18 protein-coding genes and 1 pseudogene are annotated in these 17,028 nt (G+C 69.9%); 15 read left to right on the top strand and 4 right to left on the bottom strand.

What is annotated here, in order from left to right; genetic code table 11:
* Nucleotides 1-70: 70 nt before the first annotated feature.
* The 6 genes from NRB56_RS18160 to trmD all read left to right on the top strand — a co-directional run bounded on the left by NRB56_RS18160 (nucleotide 71) and on the right by trmD (nucleotide 4,523).
* The gene (locus tag NRB56_RS18160; RefSeq protein ID WP_153343648.1) at nucleotides 71-1,057 is read left to right on the top strand and encodes a BMP family protein; all 987 of its coding nucleotides are present in this window, start codon (nucleotides 71-73) and stop codon (nucleotides 1,055-1,057) included.
* A gap of 183 nt (nucleotides 1,058-1,240) precedes the next feature.
* The gene (locus NRB56_RS18155; RefSeq protein WP_153343646.1) at nucleotides 1,241-2,341 is read left to right on the top strand and encodes an amidohydrolase family protein; all 1,101 of its coding nucleotides are present in this window, start codon (nucleotides 1,241-1,243) and stop codon (nucleotides 2,339-2,341) included.
* A 217-nt stretch (nucleotides 2,342-2,558) separates the two neighbouring features.
* Nucleotides 2,559-2,996: a 30S ribosomal protein S16 gene (rpsP, locus tag NRB56_RS18150; protein WP_153343645.1), complete on the top strand. Its 438-nt coding sequence runs from the start codon at nucleotides 2,559-2,561 to the stop codon at nucleotides 2,994-2,996.
* Entirely contained in the window at nucleotides 2,996-3,238 is a 243-nt protein-coding gene (locus NRB56_RS18145) for an RNA-binding protein (RefSeq protein WP_153343643.1), read from the top strand. The genes rpsP and NRB56_RS18145 overlap by 1 nt, the downstream gene beginning before the upstream one ends.
* On the top strand, nucleotides 3,238-3,780 hold the full coding sequence (gene rimM / locus NRB56_RS18140; RefSeq protein ID WP_319943144.1) for a ribosome maturation factor RimM: 543 nt from the start codon (nucleotides 3,238-3,240) through the stop codon (nucleotides 3,778-3,780). Before NRB56_RS18145 ends, rimM begins: the two co-directional genes overlap by 1 nt.
* Before the next feature lie 32 nt (nucleotides 3,781-3,812).
* A complete protein-coding gene (gene trmD / locus NRB56_RS18135; RefSeq protein ID WP_153343864.1) occupies nucleotides 3,813-4,523 on the top strand; it encodes a tRNA (guanosine(37)-N1)-methyltransferase TrmD in 711 nt (236 codons plus the stop codon).
* Between the two features lie 10 nt (nucleotides 4,524-4,533).
* On the opposite strand, the gene NRB56_RS18130 is transcribed toward trmD, so the two are convergent.
* On the bottom strand, nucleotides 4,534-5,844 hold the full coding sequence (locus NRB56_RS18130) for a M20/M25/M40 family metallo-hydrolase (RefSeq protein ID WP_153343641.1): 1,311 nt from the start codon (nucleotides 5,842-5,844) through the stop codon (nucleotides 4,534-4,536).
* Between the two features lie 33 nt (nucleotides 5,845-5,877).
* Nucleotides 5,878-7,305: an MFS transporter gene (locus tag NRB56_RS18125; protein ID WP_153343639.1), complete on the bottom strand. Its 1,428-nt coding sequence runs from the start codon at nucleotides 7,303-7,305 to the stop codon at nucleotides 5,878-5,880.
* Nucleotides 7,306-7,486: 181 nt separating this feature from the next.
* Between NRB56_RS18125 and NRB56_RS18120 the strand changes: the two genes are divergently transcribed.
* The 8 genes from NRB56_RS18120 to NRB56_RS18085 all read left to right on the top strand — a co-directional run bounded on the left by NRB56_RS18120 (nucleotide 7,487) and on the right by NRB56_RS18085 (nucleotide 15,630).
* Nucleotides 7,487-8,557, top strand: coding sequence for an Lrp/AsnC family transcriptional regulator (locus NRB56_RS18120; protein WP_153343637.1), 1,071 nt, complete (start codon nucleotides 7,487-7,489; stop codon nucleotides 8,555-8,557).
* A gap of 142 nt (nucleotides 8,558-8,699) precedes the next feature.
* Nucleotides 8,700-11,183 carry a Tex family protein gene (locus tag NRB56_RS18115; protein WP_406603495.1) on the top strand — a complete coding sequence of 828 codons (2,484 nt, stop codon included), beginning with the start codon at nucleotides 8,700-8,702 and terminating at the stop codon, nucleotides 11,181-11,183.
* A 236-nt stretch (nucleotides 11,184-11,419) separates the two neighbouring features.
* A complete protein-coding gene (locus NRB56_RS18110) occupies nucleotides 11,420-11,908 on the top strand; it encodes a DUF2867 domain-containing protein (protein WP_319943143.1) in 489 nt (162 codons plus the stop codon).
* A 250-nt stretch (nucleotides 11,909-12,158) separates the two neighbouring features.
* Nucleotides 12,159-13,040 carry a hypothetical protein gene (locus tag NRB56_RS18105; protein WP_153343858.1) on the top strand — a complete coding sequence of 294 codons (882 nt, stop codon included), beginning with the start codon at nucleotides 12,159-12,161 and terminating at the stop codon, nucleotides 13,038-13,040.
* Nucleotides 13,041-13,198: 158 nt separating this feature from the next.
* On the top strand, nucleotides 13,199-13,540 hold the full coding sequence (gene rplS, locus NRB56_RS18100; protein WP_019929976.1) for a 50S ribosomal protein L19: 342 nt from the start codon (nucleotides 13,199-13,201) through the stop codon (nucleotides 13,538-13,540).
* Between the two features lie 123 nt (nucleotides 13,541-13,663).
* Nucleotides 13,664-14,491, top strand: coding sequence for a signal peptidase I (gene lepB / locus NRB56_RS18095; RefSeq protein ID WP_406603494.1), 828 nt, complete (start codon nucleotides 13,664-13,666; stop codon nucleotides 14,489-14,491).
* A 94-nt stretch (nucleotides 14,492-14,585) separates the two neighbouring features.
* Entirely contained in the window at nucleotides 14,586-15,281 is a 696-nt protein-coding gene (locus NRB56_RS18090; RefSeq protein ID WP_153343854.1) for a ribonuclease HII, read from the top strand.
* A 43-nt stretch (nucleotides 15,282-15,324) separates the two neighbouring features.
* Nucleotides 15,325-15,630: a DUF2469 domain-containing protein gene (locus NRB56_RS18085; protein ID WP_019929973.1), complete on the top strand. Its 306-nt coding sequence runs from the start codon at nucleotides 15,325-15,327 to the stop codon at nucleotides 15,628-15,630.
* 30 nt (nucleotides 15,631-15,660) lie between these two features.
* On the opposite strand, the gene NRB56_RS18080 is transcribed toward NRB56_RS18085, so the two are convergent.
* Nucleotides 15,661-16,005 (bottom strand): DUF202 domain-containing protein, encoded by a 345-nt coding sequence (locus tag NRB56_RS18080; protein ID WP_194290898.1) that lies wholly within the window; start codon nucleotides 16,003-16,005, stop codon nucleotides 15,661-15,663.
* A complete protein-coding gene (locus tag NRB56_RS18075) occupies nucleotides 16,002-16,352 on the bottom strand; it encodes a YidH family protein (protein WP_153343635.1) in 351 nt (116 codons plus the stop codon). The genes NRB56_RS18080 and NRB56_RS18075 overlap by 4 nt, the downstream gene beginning before the upstream one ends.
* A gap of 36 nt (nucleotides 16,353-16,388) precedes the next feature.
* Between NRB56_RS18075 and NRB56_RS18070 the strand changes: the two are divergent.
* A pseudogene (locus tag NRB56_RS18070) lies at nucleotides 16,389-16,973 on the top strand (M23 family metallopeptidase); the annotation flags it as partial.
* Nucleotides 16,974-17,028 lie beyond the last annotated feature (55 nt).

The raw sequence follows: 17,028 nt of genomic DNA, 5'->3' as shown, positions 1-17,028 counted from the left end.
CGAAACGGCCCGGAAATCGGGATCCGTCAACTTAATGGCATACCGTTAACTCCTACCGGAAAGCACGATCATGAAGAAGCTCGCCGCCGCCGTCCTGACCCTCGCGCTCGGCACCACGGTCGCCGCCTGCAGCAGCAACTCCACTCCGAGTAGCGCCGGGGGCGCGTTGAAGGTCGGGGTGATGTTCCCCGGCTCGCTGTCCGACGACGGTTTCATGCAGTCCGGCTACCAGGGCTATCAGCGCATCGAGCGCACGCTCGCCGGCAAGGTCACCCTGACGAAGGCCGAGCAGGTCGCCACCGCCGACTACCAGCAGACCCTGACCAGGCTGGCCGCCACCTCGCAACTGGTGGTGTCGTTCGGCGGCCAGACCGACTCGGTGCTGCGGCAGGTCGCGCCGACCTTCCCGCAGGTGAAATTCGTCGAGATCGGCGGGCCCTCCGACGCGCAGCCGCTGGCCAACCTCGCCTACTACGATCCGGCGCAGGCCGACGGCGGCTATCTCGCCGGCGCCTACGCCGCCCTCACCAGCAAGTCCGGCAAGGTGGCATTCGTCGGCGGCCAGGAGTTGCCCGCGATCGTCAAGACCGCCAAGGCCTTCGAGGCCGGCGCCAAGCGCGTGAAGCCCGGCGTGACGGTCCTGCCCCCGCAGTACGTCGGCGACTTCAACGACGTCGCCAAGTCGAAGCAGGCCGGGCAGGCCGACATCGGGGCCGGCGCGGACGCCTTCGGCCAGCAGCTGAACCTCGGCAAACAGGGCCTCGCCCAGGCGGCCGCGGAGGGCAACGCGACCGTGGTGGGCGGGCCGCTGGTCAAGGACTGCGGCTCCGAGCGGGGCATCTCCGGCTACGTGAAGGAGGACACCGGCGCCGAACTCGAGTACGCGGTGAACGCCGTGCTCGGCGGCACCTTCAAGGCCGAGCAGGTGCCCTTCGGCGTCGCCTCGCCGACCGGCGCCACCGACATCACCGTGTGCACCGCGGACCCGCAGATCGTCGCGGCCATCGACCAGGTGAAGAAGGATCTGGCCGCCGGCACGGCGAAGCTGGGCGGCTGATCTCCGCCGAACTCGAACCGCTGCAACGAAATCGGCGCCACCGGCCGCTGAACCGGCTACGCCGGTGGCGCGCGGGCTCGATGTCTCGGCCGGCCGCGCGCCGCCCCGCAAGCCGATCCGGATCGGGGCGCCGAGGCGGCGTAGGTTGAGGTGAGATCGCGGGCGGTTCGACCAGGAGGTGGCATGCGGTGGCATCTGCGGGGAGCGGTGCTCCCCGGCGCGGAGGTGCGTGATCTCTGGGTGCACGACGGGGTGATCTCGTTCGAGCCGGTCGCCGGCGCCGACACGCTGTGCACCTCCGGCTGGATCGTGCCGGGCCTGGTCGACGCGCACTGCCACGTCGGCATCCGCTACGGCGGCGGCCACGAGGATCACGACGGCGCGGTCGAGCAGGCCGAGATCGAACGCGACGCCGGCGCGCTGCTGCTACGCGACGCCGGCTCGCCGATCGACACCCGGTTCATCGACGAGCGCGCGGACCTGCCGGAGATCATCCGCGCGGGCCGGCACATCGCCCGGCCCAAGCGCTACATCCGCGAACTGGGCATCGAACTCGACGACGAGCGGGACCTGCCGGCCATCGTCGCCGAGCAGGCGCGCCGCGGCGACGGCTGGGTGAAGCTCGTCGGCGACTGGATCGACCGGTCGACCGGCGACCTCGCCCCGCTGTGGAGCGACCCGATCCTGAAGGAGGCCATCGACGCCGCGCACGCCGAGGGCGCCCGGGTCACCGCGCACGTCTTCGGCGAGGACGCGCTGCCCGGCCTGATCACGGCCGGGATCGACTGCCTGGAACACGGCACCGGCCTCACCGACGAGACCGTCGAGCTGATGGTGCGGCACGGCACCGCGCTGGTCCCGACGCTGATCAACATCGAGACCTTTCCGGACATCGCCGCCGGGGCCGGCAAATTCCCGGTCTACGCCGCGCACATGCGGGACCTGCACCGCCGCGTCCGCGACACGATCGCGAACGCGCACGCCGCGGGGGTGCCGATCTACGCGGGCACCGACGCCGGGGGCGGCATCCGGCACGGCCGCGTCGCCGACGAGATCGAGGCGCTCGCGCACGCGGGCCTGTCGCGCACCGAGGCGCTCGCCGCGGCGTCCTGGCGGGCCCGGGACTGGCTCGGCCGGCCCAGCATCGAACCCGGCGCACCCGCCGATCTGGTCGTCTACGCCGAGGATCCGCGCCGCGGCCGGGACGTGCTCGCCACGCCGGCGTGGGTGGTGCTGCGCGGCCGGGTGTACGACCGGCGCGATCCGGTCACCGCGCATCGCTGAACGGCGGGTGACGACGGGGTGATTTCCGGGCGCGCGGGCCGGTCTGGCAAGATGGACCACCGTCCTCGTCGAGGACAGTGTCAGCCCGTCTCCGGTTACGTACCGCGCGGCGGTCACACACTCCGCAAAACCGGGCCCGTCCTCGTGCGGGCCGCTGAATTGCGACGTGACCAACCGGCCGTCCTCGCGACGGTCACCACCCGAAAGGTGTCAGCTCATGGCTGTCCGCATCAAGCTCACCCGGCTCGGCAAGATCCGCAACCCGCAGTACCGCATCGTCATCGCCGATGCCCGTACCCGCCGCGACGGCCGGGCCATCGAGTCGGTCGGCAAGTACCACCCGAAGGAGGAGCCCTCGCTGATCGAGGTCGACTCCGAGCGCGTGCAGTACTGGCTGGGCGTCGGCGCGCAGCCGACCGAGCCCGTCAAGCGGCTGCTGGAGATCACCGGCGACTGGCAGAAGTTCAAGGGCCTGCCGGGCGCCGAGGGCACCCTGAAGGTCAAGCCGGCGAAGCCGTCCAAGCTGGACCTGTTCAACGCCGCCCTGGCCGCCGCCGACAGCGAGCCGCGCGCCGAGGCCGTGACGCCGAAGAAGAAGGCCGCCAAGAAGGAAGAGGCCGAGGCTGCCGCCGACGCGACCGAGGCTGCCGAGTAATGAGCACGGTCGTCGCCGATGCCGTCGAGCACCTGGTGCGCGGCATCGTCGCCAATCCCGAGGACGTCCGCGTCGAGCTGATCACCAGCCGGCGCGGCCGCACGGTCGAGGTGCACGTGCACCCGGACGATCTGGGCAAGGTGATCGGGCGCGGTGGTCGCACCGCGACCGCCCTGCGCACCCTCGTCGCCGGTATCGGCGGCCGGGGTATCCGGGTCGACGTGGTCGACACGGATCAATAGTGGAACTGGTCGTCGGGCGGGTGGCCAAATCGCACGGCGTGCGTGGCGAACTCGTCGTCGAGGTGCGCACCGACGAACCCGGGCTGCGCTTCGCGCCCGGCACCACCCTGCGGGGACGGCTGCCACGCGCGAAGGCGTTGCAGCCCTTCACGATCGAGTCGGCCCGGGAACATTCGGGCCGGCTCCTCGTGTGCCTGCGGGGCATCTCGGACCGCACCGCCGCGGATGCGTTGCGCGGCACGCTCTTCGTGGTCGACTCCGCCGACCTGCCGCCGTCGGCCGATCCGGACGAGTACTACGACCACGAACTCGAGGGCCTGACCGTGCGGCTCGGTGACGACACGATCGTCGGCACCGTCACCGAGGTCCTGCATTCGGCTGCGGGCGAACTGCTCTCGGTCCGCGCGGCCGACGACGGCCGGGAGATCCTGATCCCGTTCGTCACCGCCATCGTGCCGACGGTCTCGATCGCGGACCGGTCGATCGTCATCGATCCGCCCGCGGGCCTGCTCGACCCAGAAGGCTTGCCGGACAAGGAGTGAGGATGCGCGACCCGGGTGAGGGGGCGCCGGCCCTGCGCATCGACGTGGTGACCATCTTCCCCGAATATCTGGAGCCGTTGCGAACGGCCTTGCTGGGCAAGGCGATCGGCAAGGGCATCGTGGAACTCGGGGTGCACGACCTGCGGCGCTGGACCCACGATGTCCATCAGGCGGTCGACGACTCACCCTACGGCGGCGGGCCCGGCATGGTCATGAAGCCCACGGTCTGGGGTGACGCGCTGGACGAGGTCTGCCCCGACGACGCGCTGCTGGTCGTGCCCACCCCCGCGGGCGTCCCGTTCACCCAGGTCACCGCGCGGCGCTGGGCCGGCGAACGGCACCTGGTCTTCGCCTGCGGCCGGTACGAGGGCATCGATCAGCGCGTCTTCGACGACGCCGCGCGCCGGGTGCGGGTCGAGGAGGTGAGCATCGGCGACTACGTGCTCATCGGCGGCGAGGCCGCGGTGCTGGTCATCTCGGAGGCCGTGGTCCGGTTGATTCCCGGGGTGCTCGGCAATCAGCTGTCCCATCAAGAGGATTCGTTCTCCGTGGGGACGGAGGAGGACGGTGGGGAACTCGGGCTGCTGGAGGGCCCGAGCTACACCCGCCCGGTCCGCTGGCGCGGCCTGGACGTGCCCGAGATCCTGCTGTCCGGTAACCATGCCAAGGTCGCCGCCTGGCGCCGTGAGCAGTCCGTCGCCCGCACCCGGGAGCGGCGGCCGGACCTGCTGCCGCCGCACTGAGTTCCGGTCGTCAACAGCGGTCGAAGAACGTGTGCAGCACTCGCGCGCCGAAGCGGACGGCGTCCACCGGCACCCGTTCGTCGACCCCGTGGAAGGCCGCCGGGAAATCGAAATCGTCGGGTAGCCGCAGCGGCGCGAAACCGTAGCAGGCCATGCCGAGCCGACTGAAGTGTTTCGCGTCGGTCCCCGCCGGCAGCAGGTACGGAATCACGCCGCAGCCCGGATCCTCGATGGCGAGACTGGCCGCCATCGCCGCGGTCAGCGGCGCCGGGAACGGCGTCTCGACGGCGGGCAGGCGGAACACGACCTCGCAGCGGATGTCCGGCCCGACCAGCGCGCGGAATTCGGCCTCGAATTGTTCCTCCAGGCCGGGGACGAAACGGCAGTCGATTTCCGCGGTGGCCTCGCTCGGTATCACGTTCGTCTTGTAACCGGCGTCGAATCTGGTCGGTGAGGCGATATCGCGGAGCGTCGCGCCGACCATTCGTTCCAGCGGCGCGACCGTTTTCAGCAGCGGCGCCGGATCGGCCGGATCGAATGTCTCCCCGAGTTCCGCCGCCAGCGCCTCGAAAAACATTCGGGTGGTCGGGGTGAGGCGGGCCGGGAATTCGTGCCGGCCGATCCGGTGCACCACCTCGGCCAATTCGGTGACGCTGTTGCGCGGATTCAGCATGGACCCGTGCCCGGCGGTGCCGGTGGCGGTGAGCCGGAACCAGAGCACCCCCTTCTCCGCCGTCTCCACGACGTACAGTCGACGGCCGCTCGGCAGTGCCGCCGAATATCCGCCCACCTCGCCGACGGCCTCGGTGCAGCCGTCGAACAGATCCGGGTGGTTGTCGACCAGCCAGCGCGCGCCGAGATGACCGCCGCCCTCCTCGTCGGCGAGGAAGGCCAGCACGATGTCGCGGGCCGGCGGCCGCCCGGCGCGGATCCGGGCCCGGGTCACCGCCAGCATCTGGGCCGCGAAGTACTTCATGTCCACCGCGCCGCGGCCCCACAGATATCCGTCGGCGATCTCGCCACCGAACGGGTGGTACCGCCACATCGCGGGTTCGGCCGGGACCACGTCGGTATGGGCGTGGACCAGCAGGGCGGCCCGGTCGGGCGCGGTCCCCTCCCACCGCGCCACGACCGAGGTCCGGCCGGCCCGCGGCTCGAACAATTCGGTGCCGAGGCCGACCTCGGCGAGCCGTTCGGCGATGTACTCGGCGGCTCGCCGCTCCCCGGGACCGCTGTCGTCACCGGGGTTGGTGGTGTCGATCCGCATCAGGTCCCGGCAGAAGACGACGGCCTCGTCGGCGGCGGTATCGATCCCGGTCATGTGAATTCCTTTCGGCGCGAAGCAAATTCGCAGTCATTCGGCGGCCGGCCGGGACGGCACGCGCCCGATCGCCGGGTCCGGTCCGGCCGCGTCCGGCTCAATGGCCGCCGACCCGGGTCCGGCCGGAGCGGCGGCCTCCAGCGCCAGCCCGGTGGTACGCGGTCCCAGGGCGAGTACGTCGGTGGCGAGCACTCCCAGCGCGACCGCGACGATGCCGAACACGAATCCCGGCCCGTGCGCGGACAGCGCCGGGATGAGGATGTAGGGCAGCGCCGCCGTGGTCAGCCGGCTGATCGAGTACGCCGCGCCCGCGCCGGTCGCGCGCAACGCCGTCGGATACAGCTCGCCGAGATAGACGTGGAAGCCGTTGGAGTACACGTTGCTGATCAGGGTGAACGCGAACCCCCAGCCCACGATCGCGGCCGGCGACCCGGCGAAGCCGAACAGCAGCCCGGTCACCGCCATCCCGGTCGCGGTGACCGCGATCAGCACCTTGCGCTCGACCCGCTCCACGATCGGCAGCGACAGCAGGGAACCGACCGGATATCCGATGTAGGTCAGCGCGAGGAAGGTCAGCGAGCTCACGATCGAATACCCCTTGGCGGCCAGGACCAGGGTCGCGATGGTGCCGAAACCGTAGTAGCCGAAGGCGGATCCGGCGTTCATCACCCAGGCCATCACCGTGCGGCGGGTGTAACCGGTGGTGAACAGTGCTCGCAGGGGCAGCCGTCGCGGATCGGGGGCGGATTCGGGTTCCGGCTCCGGCAGGACGTGTCCCGAGCGTCGTGCCGCGTCCTCCCAGCCGGACACGATCGCCTCCGCCTCGGCGTCGCGGCCGGTCGCCGCCAGCCAGCGCGGTGATTCGGGCAGGATCCGCCGCAGCACCCAGACCCCCAGCGCCCCCAGCGCGCCGAGGAAGAACATCCAGCGCCAGCCGTGCACGCCCAGCGGCGCGAGCGGTACCAGCCAGCGGGCCAGGAAGCCCGCCGCCGGCACGCCGAGCAGCCCGATCGTGTAGGCCGTCGCGATGAACCGGCCGCGTACCCGGGCGGGCAGCAGATCGGAGAGATAGGTGTCGGCGAGAGCGAGTTCGGCGCCGAGGCCCATCCCGGCCAGGAAGCGCGCCACCACGAGGACCTCGACATTCGGTGACAGGCCGCCGATCACCGAGAACACCGAATACGCGCCGAGATTGAGCAGGAACGCGCGACGACGGCCCAGCCGATCCGCGACGCGGCCGAGCAGGATCGCGCCCAGGAACTGCCCCACGAACGCGCTGGCGAGCACCGCCTTCAGCGCATCGGCGCCGAGATGGAACTCGTTCTTCAACACCGTCGAGAGGGTGCCCGCGAGGAAGACCTCGTAGGTGTCGAAGAACAATCCCAGACCGACGCAGGTCACCACCACGAGATGCAGGCGGGTGATCGGCAGCCGGTCCAGCCGGGCGGCGATCGACGGCATTCGGATTCACCTCTCGTACGCCGATGAATCGGACTCACCGGATTGCGGTTCTGTAAATTCTGTCGAAATATCCGCCGGTCGCCGGATGCCCGGATGACCGCGATTCCACTCGGATAGATGATGAGGGACGGAGAGTGAACCGCCGGATATTCGAAGAATTGCGCCGCGCACGGGGGTCGTGATGGACGAAAATGACCAGCTGGACGAAATCGAGTACGCGTTGCTCAATGCGCTGCAGATCGCGCCGCGGGCCTCGTGGAAACTGATCGGCGAGGTCATCGGCGTGAGCCCGGTGACGGCGGCGCGGCGGTGGGAAGGGCTGCTGCGGCGGGGGCACGCGTGGGTGACCGCGTACTGCGCCGCACCGCTGATGCGCACCATGCCCTATGCCCTGGTCACCGTGACCTGCACCGCGGGCGGGGTGGCGCAGGCCGCCGAGGCGCTGCTCGACGATCCGCACGCGGTCACGGTCTCGCACACCGTCGGCGTCGCCGATCTGGTGGTGGCCGTGTGGGTTTCGGATCCGAACATGCTCTCGCGGTATCTGATGGCCCGGCTGAACCGGATCCCCGGCGTGCTGACCAGCCGGGTCTCGGTGGCCACCGAGATGTTCGCGGAGGGCGGCCACTGGCGGCTGCGCGCACTGGATCGCACGCAGCAGCGGACCCTCACCGCGCGGCGCGGCCCGCAGCGGCAGCCGCGGGCGGTCCCGGCGGTGCCGGCGCCGGCCGACCGCGCGCTGGTGCTGGCCCTCGGTGCGGACGGCCGCGCCTCGTACGACGAGATCGCCGCCCGCGCCCGGACCAGCACCACCACCGTGCGCCGGCGGCTGCATCGGCAACTGGGCGACGGTACGCTCACGGTCCGCTGCGAACTGTCGCACGCGGCGGCCGGCCGGCCGGTCCAGGCGCTGCTGTGGATCGATGTGCCACCGGCCGAACTTGATTCCGTGGCAAGGCAATTGGCGGCGCTGCCGCAGACCAGGATGTGCGCCTCGGTGATCGGCGCCAGTAATCTGGTGCTGACCGTGTGGCTCGGCGCGGTGTCCGAACTGCATCCGCTGGAGGTGCGGCTCACCGAGCGGATGCCGGTCATCCGAATCGCGCAGCGGCTGTTGACCTTGCGGCATCTGAAGCTGATGGGCCGGGTGCTGGACGAGCACGGCCGCGCCGAACGCGCGGTGCCCATGGACATCTGGCGTGATCCGGAATCGTTCGGCACACCGGTGCCCGCGCAGCGGATCGCGTGGTGACGACCGTCGGGCCGGTACGTACCGTCCGGATTGTGGCTGTTCACATACCATATTTCGCGCGCACTCCGGAAACGGGTGCGGCTGTGCCGATTCGGCGCGGGGCTGTGGCTTGTTGTCGGGCGGCGGCGGTAGTGTCTGCGGCGTGACGACAGCACCCGAATCCGTCAGCACAGAGACCGCCCCCGCCGGCGCACCCACCGCCGCGCCCCTCGCACCGGTGCGCCTAGCCAGCGTCGGCCGTCGCATCGCCGACGAACTGAACGTGCGTGAGGAGCAGGTGCGCGCCGCGGTGGAGCTGCTCGACGGCGGGTCGACCGTGCCGTTCATCGCCCGATACCGCAAGGAGGTCACCGGCGCCCTCGACGACGCGCAGCTGCGCCAGCTCGAGGAGCGGCTGAACTATCTGCGCGAGCTCGACGAGCGCCGGAACTCCATCCTCGAGTCCATCCGCGGCCAGGGCAAACTGGACGAGGCGCTGCAGCAGCAGATCATGCTCGCCGAGACCAAGGCCCGGCTCGAGGACATCTACCTCCCGTACAAGCCGAAGCGGCGCACCAAGGCGCAGATCGCCCGCGAGGCCGGCCACGAACCGGTCGCCGACGCGTTGCTGGGCGATCCGACCACCGATCCGGCCGGTTATACCGCCGAGCAGCTCGAGGGCGCCCGCGCGATCCTGGTCGAACGCTTCGCCGAAGATGCCGACCTGGTCGGCGAGCTGCGCGAGCTCATGTGGAACCGGGGGCAGATCAGCTCCCGGGTGCGGCCGGGCAAGGAGGAGGCCGGGGCCAAGTTCGCCGACTACTTCGAGTTCAGCGAGCCGTTCACCAAGCTCCCCTCGCACCGCATCCTGGCGCTGCTGCGCGGCGAGAAGGAGGAGGCGCTCACGGTGCACCTCGAGGCCGACACCGAGGAGCCGGCGGAGGGCGAGCGCACGATCTACGAGGGCCGGATCGCGCTGAAGTTCGGCATCGCCGACCGCGGCCGCGCCGCCGACACCTGGCTGCTCGACACCGTGCGCTGGGCCTGGCGCACCAAACTCCAGGTCAGCCTCGGTATCGACGTGCGCATGCGGCTGCGGCAGTCCGCCGAGAAGGACGCCGTCGACGTCTTCGCCGCCAACCTGCGCGACCTGCTGCTGGCCGCACCGGCCGGCACCCGCGCCACGATGGGCCTGGATCCGGGCTACCGCACCGGCGTCAAGGTGGCCGTGGTCGACGGCACCGGCAAGGTGGTCGCCACCGACACCATCTACCCGCACAAGCCGCACGGCCAGACCGAGAAGTCGCTGGCGGTGCTCGGCGCGCTGGTCGCCCGGTTCGGCGTCGAGCTGATCGCCATCGGCAACGGCACGGCCTCCCGCGAGACCGACGCGCTGGCCACCGAACTCATCTCGCGCATCCCGGACAAGAAGCCCACCAAGGTCGTGGTCTCCGAGGCCGGCGCCTCGGTGTACTCGGCCTCGGCCTACGCCTCCGCCGAACTGCCCGAACTGGACGTGTCGCTGCGTGGCGCGGTGTCGATCGCCCGCCGCCTGCAGGACCCGCTGGCCGAACTGGTGAAGATCGAGCCGAAGTCCATCGGCGTCGGCCAGTACCAGCACGACGTTTCGGAGACCCTGCTGGCCCGTTCGCTCGGGGCGGTCGTCGAGGACGCGGTGAACGCCGTCGGTGTCGACGTCAACACCGCCTCGGTGCCGCTGCTGTCGCGGGTGTCGGGCGTGTCGTCCTCGGTCGCGGAAAGCATTGTGACGCACCGTGATCAGAACGGCCCGTTCCGCAGCCGCGACAGCCTGAAGCAGGTGCCGCGGCTCGGGCCCAAGGCCTTCGAGCAGTGCGCCGGCTTCCTCCGCATCCGCGGCGGCGACGACCCGCTCGACAGCTCGGCCGTGCACCCGGAGGCGTACCCGGTGGTCCGCCGCATCCTCGACGGCACCGGCAGCGGCGTCGCCGAGCTCATCGGCAACACCACCGTGCTGCGGGCGCTGCGCCCGGCCGAGTTCACCGACGACAAGTTCGGCGTCCCCACGGTCACCGACATCATCGCGGAGCTGGAGAAGCCGGGCCGCGACCCGCGCCCCGAGTTCAAGACCGCCGAATTCGCCGCCGGCATCGAGAAGGTCGCCGATCTGAAGCCCGGCATGGTGCTGGAGGGTGTGGTCACCAACGTCGCGGCCTTCGGAGCCTTCGTCGACATCGGCGTCCATCAGGACGGCCTGGTCCACGTCTCCGCGATGTCGCACAACTTCGTCCGCGATCCGCGCGAGGTCGTGAAGTCCGGTGACGTGGTCAAGGTCAAGGTCCTCGAGGTGGACGTGGCCCGGCAGCGCATCGGCCTGACATTGCGCCTCGACGACGACCCCGCCGCCGGCAAGCCCGAGAAGGGTGACGGCCGTGGTTCGGGTCAGCGCGGCGGTGGCAACCGCCAGGGCGGTGGCGGTCAGGGTGGCGGTGGCAACCGCCAGGGTGGCGGTGGTCAGGGCAGCGGTGGTCAGGGCAGCGGCCAGAACCGCGGCAACCAGAGCCGCGGCGGCAACCAGGGCCGCGGTGGTGGCAACCAGCGCCGCAACGCCCCCGAGCCCACCGGCTCGATGGCGGATGCCTTGCGCCGCGCGGGTTTCGGGCGGTAGGACCGGCTCGGTAGCTCGGTAGCTCGGTAGCTCGGTAGCTCGGTAGCTCGGTAGCTCGGTAGCTCGGTAGCTCGGTAGCTCGACGGCTCGACGGGGCTGTGACGTGGTCCGGTTCAGGTCCGCGTCCGGCCTCGGTCGCCCGTCGGCCTGTGGGGTCGCGCGGCGCGCTCGCGGCACAGGGTGTCCGTCCGGGTGTACTACTGTGGGTAGTAACTCGTCCGGGAGGAGCGTGACCGGTGACTGCGCAGCGGATTCGACGGGTGGCGACGCCGTCGTATGCGGTGATCGGCGACGGAATGCCGTCCGCCGACTATGTTTCGGCGTTCGAACTGGACATGCCGCTCGAGTCGTCGGCTCCGCGCGGAAACCCGAGAACCTCCGAGCAATGGGCGCGTGCGATTTTCGAGCAGGCGCCGGCCGTGATGCGGATACTGCTCCTGCTGGGTTGGCGGCTGGTACTTCGTTTGCGTCTGCGCTCCGGTAGGTCGGCCGGATTCGTGCTCGGCTGGCGCATCGTGAGCGCCGAGCCGGAACGCACTGTGCTGGAGGCGCATTCGCCGTTTCTCATGGCCCGGAACATCGTGGGGACGAGCGGGTCGGCGGTCACCTGGACCACGCTGGTGCGGTTCGAACGCCGGATCGCTCGTTCGATCTGGAATGTGGTGCGGCCCGTACATCAGTTGGCGACGCCGTATCTGTTCCGGCGCGCCGCGCGGTACCGGTGATCGCAGCGGACCGCCGGGATGCGCCGCGGCGTTGCCGACGGTGTGCCGCATCCGTTTCGGGGCGTGGACGCGACATCGGATTCTTCGCACTGTCGTGTACGGGCCGCGACCGTAGGTGAGGTGCGCGAGTTGGGGCAGGGTTGGGACAGGTGTTACGAAGGAGAGGGACAATCGGCGGGGGAGAGTTTCGGAGCGCGGGATATCGGTGGCGGGTCCGTGCTGATCGGGAGACTGTGGGGTTATGGCTGGGATGCGGCGGTGGCTCGACGAGTCCGTGATCGCGGACGGGCGACTGCCGTTGCTGTGTTTCCTGCTGGGCTTCATCGGAGCGTTCCTGCTGATCCGGCTCAGTGTCCGGTTGATCCGGAAGCGGGTGCGATGGTGGCCCGGGAATGTCCGGGCCGGGGACGTGCACGTCCACCACATGGTGTTCGGCGTCGTGCTGGTGCTGTTGTCCGGGATCGGGCTGGTGACGCTCTACCAGAGCAGTGTGGGGACGGTCAGCGCGCTGGCGGCGATGTTCGGGCTCGGGGCCGCGCTGGTGCTGGACGAGTTCGCCCTCATCTACTACCTGCGCGATGTCTACTGGGAGGAGCAGGGCCGGACCTCGGTGGACGCCGTGTTCGTGGCGCTCGCGGTCACCGGGCTGCTGTTGCTGGGCTTCCACCCCCTGTGGCTGCTGGACCTCGGTGACATCCGGCACGACGGCAGCACCGGTGGCCGGGTCTTCCTCGCCCTCTTCTCGTTCGTGAACCTGGGTCTGGCGGCGGTCGTCATCGCCAAGGGCAAGATCTGGACCGGACTGTTCGGTATGTTCTTTCTGCCGTTGCTGTTCGTCGGCGCGTTGCGCCTGGCCCGGCCGGGTGCGCCGTGGGCGCGCTGGCGGTATGCCGGTCGGCCGAAGCTCATGCAGCGCGCGGTCCGGCGCGAGCGCCGGTACCGGCGGCCGGTCATCCGGGTGAAGATCTTCGTGCAGGATCTGATCGCGGGGAAACCGGACGTCGCACACGTGCGGCGGGCCACGGAGGAGGAGTTGGCCCGGACGGTACTGCCCGCCCCGCCGGCCCCGCACGACGGCGGCCTGTTCCACCGGCGCGAGCCCGACCCCGTCTCCGGCCGCTCGGGCGGGTAGCCGCGGCCCCGATTTTTCCGGCCGCGGAGGCGTCTGGCACAATACTCGGGTTGCCCTGGGTGGAGTATGCCCAGCGCACCGCCCATGTCCGGAGCATGAACCGGCCGAGCATCAGCCGCCAGGTTCCTCTGTTCACGCGAACTTCCAAAAGGACGGAAATGAACACCCTCGACTTCGTCGACGAATCGTCGCTGCGCAGCGACATCCCGGAATTCCGCCCGGGTGACACGGTCAACGTGCATGTGAAGGTCATCGAAGGCAACAAGGAGCGCATCCAGGTCTTCAAGGGCGTCGTCATCCGGCGCCAGGGTGGCGGCATCCGCGAGACCTTCTCGGTCCGCAAGGTGTCCTTCGGTGTCGGTGTCGAGCGCACCTTCCCCGTGCACAGCCCCAACATCGACCACATCGATGTCGTGACCCGCGGCGATGTCCGCCGGGCCAAGCTGTACTACCTGCGCGATCTGCGCGGCAAGGCCGCCAAGATCAAGGAAAAGCGCTGACGCGAACGTCGGCCCCGCGGCCCCGGCCGCGGCGAACCCCCGGTCCGGTGGACCGGGGGTTTTTGTTTTCCGCCCTGTGAGCCGGGGCGGCGGCGTTCAGGTAAGCGGGATAACCTGTTCGGCGTGGCAGACGAAAGCGGCTCGGTGACGGTGTCCGGAGCGGATGGCGAACGTGCGAGAAATGCCGGACCGCGACGGGCGCGGGCGAAGAAGGCGAAGAAGCAGCGCCCGTTCTGGCAGGAGTTGCCGATTCTGATCGTCATCGCCGCGGTGATCGCGGCCCTGGTGGTCACCTTCATCGGCCGTCCGTACGTGATTCCGTCCCAGTCGATGGAACCCACTCTGCACGGCTGCGCCGGCTGTACCGGCGACCGCATCTACGTCGAGAAGATCAGTTACGACTTCGGCGATCCGAAGCCGGGCGACGTGGTGGTTTTCGTCGGCCCGAGCAATTCCTGGAACAAGGCGTATCGCTCCAATCGGTCGGGCAATGTGGTCGTGCGGGGTATCCAGAACTTCTTCTCCTTCTTCGGCCTGGTGCCGCCGGACGAGAACGACCTGGTCAAGCGCGTGATCGCGGTCGGTGGTCAGACCGTGCAATGCTGCGACGCGCAGGGCCGCGTGCTCGTCGACGGCAAACCGCTCGACGAGCCGTACGCGCGCTACCTCTACCCGTATCAGCCGGGCCTGGCGTACGGCGTGAAGTCGGCCGCCGCCAGCGGTGTGCTGATCAATCCGGCGGGCCGCGAATTCGGGCCCATCAAGGTGCCCGACGGCAATATCTGGGTGATGGGCGACAATCGAAACGAATCGGCCGATTCGCGCGCCCACATCGACGACGAATTCTCCGGCACGGTGCCGGTCGATGACATTCGCGGCAAGGCCGTGTTCAAGATCTGGCCGCCGGGGCGGATCGGCCCGGTGCGGTCACAGAATCCCCAGTCGCACTGACCACGGACGGTCGCGGGATAATCGAACGATGGCAGTGGGGCGGAGCCGGTCCGCGGCGCGAGCAGTGCGGGGCGCAACCGGCAAGAGCGACACCATGTTTCGCAGCGGCGACTGGCCGCCACGAGTGGTCATGCGGCGTGCCGGTGGCCTGCGCACGCTGGAGGCCGCGCTGATCCGCAGCGGGCTCGGCCCGGTGGCCGGGGTCGACGAGGCCGGTCGCGGCTGCTGTGCCGGACCGCTGGTGGTGGCGGCCTGTCTGCTCGCACCGAAGGCGTACGACTCGCTGGCCGGTCTCGACGATTCGAAGAAACTCACCGAGGCCACCCGCGAGGAACTGTTCCCGATCATTCAGCGCCGGGCGCTGGCCTGGAGCGTGGTCGTGGTGCCCGCGTGGGAGATCGACGCGATCGGTATCCATGTCGCCAACATCGAGGGCATGCGGCGCGCGGTCGCCGGACTGGACCACACGCCGGGATACGTTCTGACGGACGGCTTCCGGGTGCCGGGCATCACCGTGCCGTCGCTGCCGGTCATCGGCGGGGACGCCTCGGCGGCCTGCATCGCCGCGGCCAGCATCCTCGCGAAGGTCACCCGCGATCGGATCATGGTCGGGGTGGATCAGCGACTCCCCGGTTACGGGTTCGCCGCTCACAAGGGGTACAACACCCCGGAACACATTGCCGCGCTCGCGCGGCTCGGCCCCAGCGACGAACATCGCCGCTCGTGGCGCAACGTGCCGGACATGCCCGAATCGAGGCGACTGGCTACCGATACCGCGCATGCGCGATGATGTCAGGACACGCATTGCGGCGAGAAGGAGGACGTCCCACCCGATGAGCGCTGAGGACCTCGAGAAGTACGAAACCGAGATGGAGCTCTCGCTGTATCGCGAGTACAAGGACATCGTCGGTCAATTCTCGTACGTGGTGGAAACCGAGCGCCGCTTCTACCTCGCCAATTCCGTCGAGTTGCGCCCGCAGAACGCCGATGGCGAGGTGTATTTCGAGGTACGCATGTCGGATGCGTGGGTGTGGGATATGTACCGCCCGGCCCGCTTCGTCAAACACGTGCGGGTGATCACGTTCAAGGACGTGAACATCGAGGAGCTGGAGAAGACGGACCTGCGGCTGCCGGAGTAGTCCCGGCTCGAAAGGGCCGGTGCGCCCGGCCTATTCGAACCAGGAGTACCCGGCCAGCCCGACGAAGGTGCAGGCCACGCCGGCGACCGCGATGGTGACGATGAGGTTCGCGTGCGTGTCGTGCGGTCCGCCGTCCGGATTCGAGCTCAGTGTCCGCCCGCGTCGTACGCACACCCCCGCGGCCACCACCAGCGCCCCCACCGCAGCCAGCGGTACCAGTGTCGCCGGACGCCAGCCACTGTCGAGGGCGGTGTGCAGCAGCAGCACCGCGTTGGCCATCACCGCGACGGCCGTCCGCCGCCACGCCAGGACCGTCCGTTCGGCCTGTAGTCCCGGGTCGGCGGCGTCGGCGGCGGCCGTACTGCCCGCGGTCACGACAGCAGCACCCCGAGCCCGGCGAGCGCGGCGACGACGGCGATGCCGATCGCGAGAATCGGCACCATCAGCGTGCGGGGCAGTCGTTCCCCCGCGCGCATCGCGCGTTCGACATGCCGCCAGTGGCCGTAGGCGCCGACCGCGATGACAACGGCCAGCACGATGCAGCTGAGCGCGATCGGGGTGCGCACCCAGTGGTGCCGGAACGGTTTCACCAGTTCGTGCACGGCCACGCCGCCGGCCAGCAATCCCAGCGCGGTCCGGATCCAGGCGAGGAAGGTGCGCTCGTTGGCGAGGGTGAACCGGTAGTCGAGCCGGGTTTCCTCGCTGTCGCTGTCCGAGCCCATCCTCCGCCTCCTTCCGGCCGGCCGGTCCGATCGGCCATGGTTCACCGGAATCCTCCCACCGCACCGTCACACCGCGATAACCAACCGAACGACGCCCCGTCCGGAACGTTGTCTGTTCACAGTCGAAAGTTGTCCACACTCGCCGAAGTGCGTCTTTCGCGACACGGACGGGCCCGGCACGGTGAGTGCATGTACCGAATCTGCGTGATCGCGCTCGGATGGCTGCTGCTGCCGATGGTGCTGTTGCCCGCCCCCGAGGCCCACGCGGCGACCGGCGGCTTCGGCTGGCCGTTGCGCCCGCGCCCTCCGGTGCTGCGACGTTTCGACCGGCCCGCGCACGATTGGCTGCCCGGGCACCGGGGCGTGGATCTGGGCGGTGCCGCCGGGCAGCCGGTACTGGCGGCCGCGGACGGCGTCGTGGTCTTCGCCGGATCGGTGGCGACCAAGCCGGTGGTCTCGGTGGCTCACCGGGACTCGGGTCTGCGCACCACCTACGAGCCTGTGCGAGCGTCGGTCACCGTGGGGCACAGGGTTTTCCGTGGCGAGCAGATCGGCGTGCTGTCGGCCGGGCACGCCGGCTGCGAGGTGTGCCTGCACTGGGGCGTACTGCGCGGGCATGAATACCTGGACCCACTGGGTCTGGTTCACGCGGCGCCCCTGCGGCTACGGCCGTCGA

It is taken from the genome of Nocardia aurantia (assembly GCF_009604425.1).
In the GTDB taxonomy this organism is placed as follows: Bacteria; Actinomycetota; Actinomycetes; order Mycobacteriales; family Mycobacteriaceae; genus Nocardia; species Nocardia aurantia.
The sequence above is the reverse complement of the archived record's forward strand: the minus strand, read 5'-3'. Positions and strand labels throughout refer to the sequence as shown.

Bases quoted from the DNA above. Each gene is read 5' to 3' on its own strand.
- NRB56_RS18160 (WP_153343648.1), top strand. From the start codon at position 71: ATGAAGAAGCTCGCCGCCGCCGTCCTGACCCTCGCGCTCGGCACCACG.
- NRB56_RS18155 (WP_153343646.1), top strand. From the start codon at position 1,241: ATGCGGTGGCATCTGCGGGGAGCGGTGCTCCCCGGCGCGGAGGTGCGT.
- rpsP (WP_153343645.1), top strand. From the start codon at position 2,559: ATGGCTGTCCGCATCAAGCTCACCCGGCTCGGCAAGATCCGCAACCCG.
- NRB56_RS18145 (WP_153343643.1), top strand. From the start codon at position 2,996: ATGAGCACGGTCGTCGCCGATGCCGTCGAGCACCTGGTGCGCGGCATC.
- NRB56_RS18130 (WP_153343641.1), bottom strand. From the start codon at position 5,844: ATGACCGGGATCGATACCGCCGCCGACGAGGCCGTCGTCTTCTGCCGG.
- NRB56_RS18125 (WP_153343639.1), bottom strand. From the start codon at position 7,305: ATGCCGTCGATCGCCGCCCGGCTGGACCGGCTGCCGATCACCCGCCTG.
- NRB56_RS18120 (WP_153343637.1), top strand. From the start codon at position 7,487: ATGGACGAAAATGACCAGCTGGACGAAATCGAGTACGCGTTGCTCAAT.
- NRB56_RS18105 (WP_153343858.1), top strand. From the start codon at position 12,159: ATGCGGCGGTGGCTCGACGAGTCCGTGATCGCGGACGGGCGACTGCCG.
- rplS (WP_019929976.1), top strand. From the start codon at position 13,199: ATGAACACCCTCGACTTCGTCGACGAATCGTCGCTGCGCAGCGACATC.
- NRB56_RS18090 (WP_153343854.1), top strand. From the start codon at position 14,586: ATGTTTCGCAGCGGCGACTGGCCGCCACGAGTGGTCATGCGGCGTGCC.
- NRB56_RS18085 (WP_019929973.1), top strand. From the start codon at position 15,325: ATGAGCGCTGAGGACCTCGAGAAGTACGAAACCGAGATGGAGCTCTCG.
- NRB56_RS18075 (WP_153343635.1), bottom strand. From the start codon at position 16,352: ATGGGCTCGGACAGCGACAGCGAGGAAACCCGGCTCGACTACCGGTTC.